Origin of the sequence: Mesorhizobium sp. M0159, assembly GCF_040322295.1 — a bacterium.
In the GTDB taxonomy this organism is placed as follows: Bacteria; Pseudomonadota; Alphaproteobacteria; order Rhizobiales; family Rhizobiaceae; genus Mesorhizobium.
This window is the reverse complement of the sequence record NZ_JAMYTF010000116.1, coordinates 1-4081: the sequence shown is the minus strand read 5'-3', so window position 1 is coordinate 4081 and position 4081 is coordinate 1. Positions and strand designations below refer to the sequence as shown.

The 4081-nt window shown below is 60.3% G+C and carries 2 protein-coding genes and 2 pseudogenes; all 4 read left to right on the top strand.

The features are described 5' to 3' along the window. Window positions 1–269 precede the first annotated feature (269 nt). Window positions 270–1130 (top strand): ATP-dependent DNA ligase, encoded by an 861-nt coding sequence (locus tag NKJ32_RS35140; RefSeq protein ID WP_352785369.1) that lies wholly within the window; start codon window positions 270–272, stop codon window positions 1128–1130. 721 nt (window positions 1131–1851) lie between these two features. Beyond that, window positions 1852–2373 (top strand): ATP-dependent DNA ligase, encoded by a 522-nt coding sequence (locus NKJ32_RS35135; protein ID WP_352785372.1) that lies wholly within the window; start codon window positions 1852–1854, stop codon window positions 2371–2373. Between the two features lie 32 nt (window positions 2374–2405). Continuing rightward, a pseudogene (locus NKJ32_RS35130) lies at window positions 2406–3207 on the top strand (IS110 family RNA-guided transposase); the annotation flags it as partial. A 621-nt stretch (window positions 3208–3828) separates the two neighbouring features. Then, window positions 3829–3930, top strand: a pseudogene (locus NKJ32_RS35705) (transposase); the annotation flags it as partial. Window positions 3931–4081: the final 151 nt, after the last annotated feature.

Sequence of the window (4081 nt, the reverse complement as noted above, 5' to 3'; positions counted from 1 at the left end):
ACCCCTGATCGATTAAAGCCTCACCGACGCTGCCAACGAAGCTCACGCCTCAAACCCCGCGCCCCTCCCGCGAGCGGGTTCGTTCATTGACCCAACGGCGACATTTGTCTGGACCGTCGGTCGGTCTCGTCAGGGGGTGGAATTTGATCCTCCTCTCTGCTCAATCGGATCAAGCGCAACGTCAGTCCATGCGGATTTGTTGCCCACCATATATTTTCGGAACCTAATATAACCAAAAGGATTGAATGGCGGTCTCGTGAGTGCCGTTCATGCCTTTGCAGTTTGTAGAGCCGTTGATGCCGACCTTGGTGGATAAGCCGCCGGAAGGAGGCGACTGGATCCACGAGGTCAAGTTCGACGGCTACCGCTCGCAGGTCATCATCGACGAAGCCGGCACGCGCATCTTCACGCGCAACGGAATGGACTGGACGGCGAAGTATCCCGACCTGGTCGAGATGGCCAAAGGACTTGTCGTCGACAGCGCCATCATCGATGGGGAAATCATCGTTCCGAATGAAGCTGGTCTCGCCGATTACGCTGCTTTGCGGAAGGCGATTACCCGTCGCCAACATGACCTCTATTTCGTCGCCTTCGATCTCCTGCACCTCAACGGTCATGACCTACGCGACGTGCCCCTTGAACATCGGCGCGAACTGCTGGTTGGCTTGATCCCCGCGGCAAGTCGCATCCAATTCAGTGAAGCTCTTCCGGGGGAAGCCAAGGCAATCTTTCATCTGCTTGATCAGGCCGGTCTGGAGGGGATGGTCTCCAAGCGCCGTCGCAGCAAGTATCGCAGCGGGCGGTCGATCAACTGGCTGAAAGTGAAGTGCTACACCGTTGCCGAATATGAACTGCTCGGCGTCGAGCGCGACGCGGGCAAGCCAGCCTTCGCCCTGATGGGCGAGATCGGCACGCGCAAATATGTCGGACCTGCTTTCATCAATTCGAGCCGAGCGATCCGCGAGCGGCTATGGAAACGGGTCCAGGAACATGCGGGGCCACCGCCCAAGGGCATGAAGCGGCCAGCGGCGCAATGGGTCAAGCCGGGGATCAAAGCCCGCGTGAAGCATCTCAGGGGCGAGGAAGACCTTCGGCACGCCTCGCTGCAGGATTTTTGGGATGAAGACTAGAACGCCGTTTGTGTCTCGAAGGCGCGACAACGCAAAGTTCACCGGCCCGGCCAAGCGCGACTATTTGACAAGCGCGCAAATGGCGTATGCTGTCAGCGTCCAAGCTTTTGGGGACGTAGCGGCTATATGCGCTTGTGCTACCCACCCTGGAGCTGGGGAAGTAACCGGCAAGCTCCTAGAAATTAGAGCATTTGAATTTGACGCGCTGGCACCGCCACCTATGACGACTTTTGGCTTGGGACACCAAGCCTGTGCGGATTTGTCTGGGCTTGTATCACTCGCGCTTGCATACTGGGTGATTTCCCAACCGCCGACGCCGTCCTTCCCCGCCGGACCCTCAGCCCCCATTGCACCTCTAGGTCCCTGCTTGCCGGGAAGACCTTGTGGACCGACAGGCCCTTGGGGCCCTGGGGGGCCTGCCGTTGTGCAACCTGCAAGGAGGGCGACGCATGCTAGAGCGGTAATAATTCTCATGACCACCTCCCCGGTTTCCCGGTGAGTTGACGACAAAAAACATTCGCCAAATCAACCGAATGTACCACCACGCGATTGTCGTGGATAGGAACGCGATCGGCGGCTAACGGAACGTCGCATATGCGCCGTGACGACGGGCGGCCAGCAATCGTAGCGTAGAGTGTTGACGCGCCTTCCTTGCGGCCTCTTTCAAGGTTATCGGGTCATCGTCCAGTATGTCTTCTCGGTTTCGCCTCATGTGAAACCCTTGCACAATTCCCAGGCGCTCGCCCGGTCTTTGCCGACGGAGACGCAGCGCGAAGCTCAGGAAGCCTTGGAAAAGCAGGTTCGCCCACAGATCATCGTCGACGCGGGCGGCGTTCGCATCTTCACCCGCCGCGGCCTCGACTGGACTTCGAAATACCGCGACCTCTCCGCGATGGCCAAGACGCTGGACGTCGAGAATGCCATCATCGACGGCGAAATCATCGTTCTCAACGATAAGGGCCTGTCCGACTTCGCCGAGCTGCGCAAGGCGAGCACGCGGCGCCAGCATGATCTCTATTTCGTTGCCTTCGACCTGCTGCACCTCAACGGTCACGACCTGCGTGACATGGCCGTGGAAGAGCGGCGCGAGATGCTCGCGGGGGTTATTCCTCCCGAAATCCGCATCCAGTTCAGCCAGGCGCTGCCAGGCGAGGCGAATGCGATCTATCACGTTGTCGATCAGGCCGGGCTCGAGGCGTGGTGGGGTGGACGGCGCCCGACGGCATCGGATGTGCCAGAATGAGTTCGTTGAGATCTCAAACAAGGGAGCCGTCCGTGGAACACCTTATCCGTATTGGCATGGATACGTCCAAGAGTGTTTTTCAGCTGCATGGTGTCGACGCTGCGGAGCGTTCGGTGCTGGTGCGTAAATTGCAACGGCGGGCGGTAGTCCCGTTCTTCGCCAAGCTTGCGCCGGTGAGGATCGGGCTGGAGGCGTGCGGTGGCTCGCATTACTGGGCGCGCACGCTGTCGGGGCTGGGTCATGAGGTGGTGCTGATCGCGGCGCAGCACGTGAAGCCGTATGTGCGGCGCGGCAAGCCATGACGCGGCTGACGCCGAGGCAATCTGCGAGGCGATGAGCCTGCCCAGGACACGCTTTGTTGGGGTCAAGAGCGGCGAGCAGCAAGCGGCGCAGATGCTGTTTGGAGTGCGCGAGTAGCTGGTGCGGCGGCGCACGCAGCTTTCCAACACGATCCGCGGCTACGCAGCCGAATTCGGCCTGGTGGCCGCACAAGGCCTTGTCCGCATCGAGCCACTGCTGGCCCGTATTGCCGGCGACGCGACGGTGCCGGCGCTGGCAAAGGAACTGCTTGAGACGCTCGGCGAGGAATACCGCGCGGTGTGCGCGCGATACGCGGCAATCGACAAGAAGCTGTTGGCCCATCACCGCAAGGACGAGACTGGGCAGCGGCTGGCTGCGATACCCGGCGTCGGGCCGGTCGTGGCGAGCCTGCTCGGCGTCAAGGTCACTGATGCGACAGCGTTCGGCTCGGGACGCGACTTCGCGGCGTGGCTGGGGCTGACGCCGAAGAACCATTCGACCGCCGGCAAGAACCGGCTGGGGGTGATCACGCGGCCCGCGACGAGATGCTGTCCATTTGGCTGGCCCTCCGGTTGCCGGGAGTCGAACACAGTGCAGAGTGCCTTCAGATCAAACCGGTCTGATGTCTAAGACTATCAGGTCAACACCGCGATCGGCAAATTTGCGAGATCGCTTGCGACGCCTGACCTTCGGGCGTGCCCAAAGTCGCACGGATGTCGTCGGCGCTGTCGAATTCGAGAAGCGCTACGAGATGCACACCGCCCGGGTCGATGGGCAGCCCAACATGGCTTGAACTCACTTCATATTTCCGCAGGCCCGGGAGTCCTTTTGGCCAATGGCACGTGGGGGGAAAAGTAATATCGGTTGAAGGCTTCAGCATTCTTCGTCCTATAAACTGCAACGATTATCGTCATCCGAGCCTCCTGCAGAAAAGATTGACTGAATCAGTCAGGCTGCTGCCGGTCGCGCCGGCATGGTTCGGGCTTAAGCATACCAGGCTTGTCGCGTTACACGTTCAAGGGTCGAGCGCATTCGCCTCGAATATGGCACCGGCCCTGTCGCTAAGCTCGAACGAAGGCACATCCTTTCGATGTGGACAAGAATGCCGAGCACCCTGGTGCCGCCAACGAGTTGCTCAAGATGATGAAGATGCTGATGGGGCGCGCTCCCCATGTCCACACAATCGTGCCGGGTGGCGGCATCGCGCCGAACGGATCACGCTGGATATCCCTCGGCGCGCCTGCGTTTATCAAACCCGAATTGCTCGAATCCAGACATCTTGGTCTTGTTGGCACAGACTCCTATGGCGGCAGACCGGCTTGGTGCCATGCTTCCACCAGCGTTGCAGCCAGCGCGGGCGTGATCCCAATGGCATTGCAGTATCCACTCGAACTGAAGGATGGTTGCA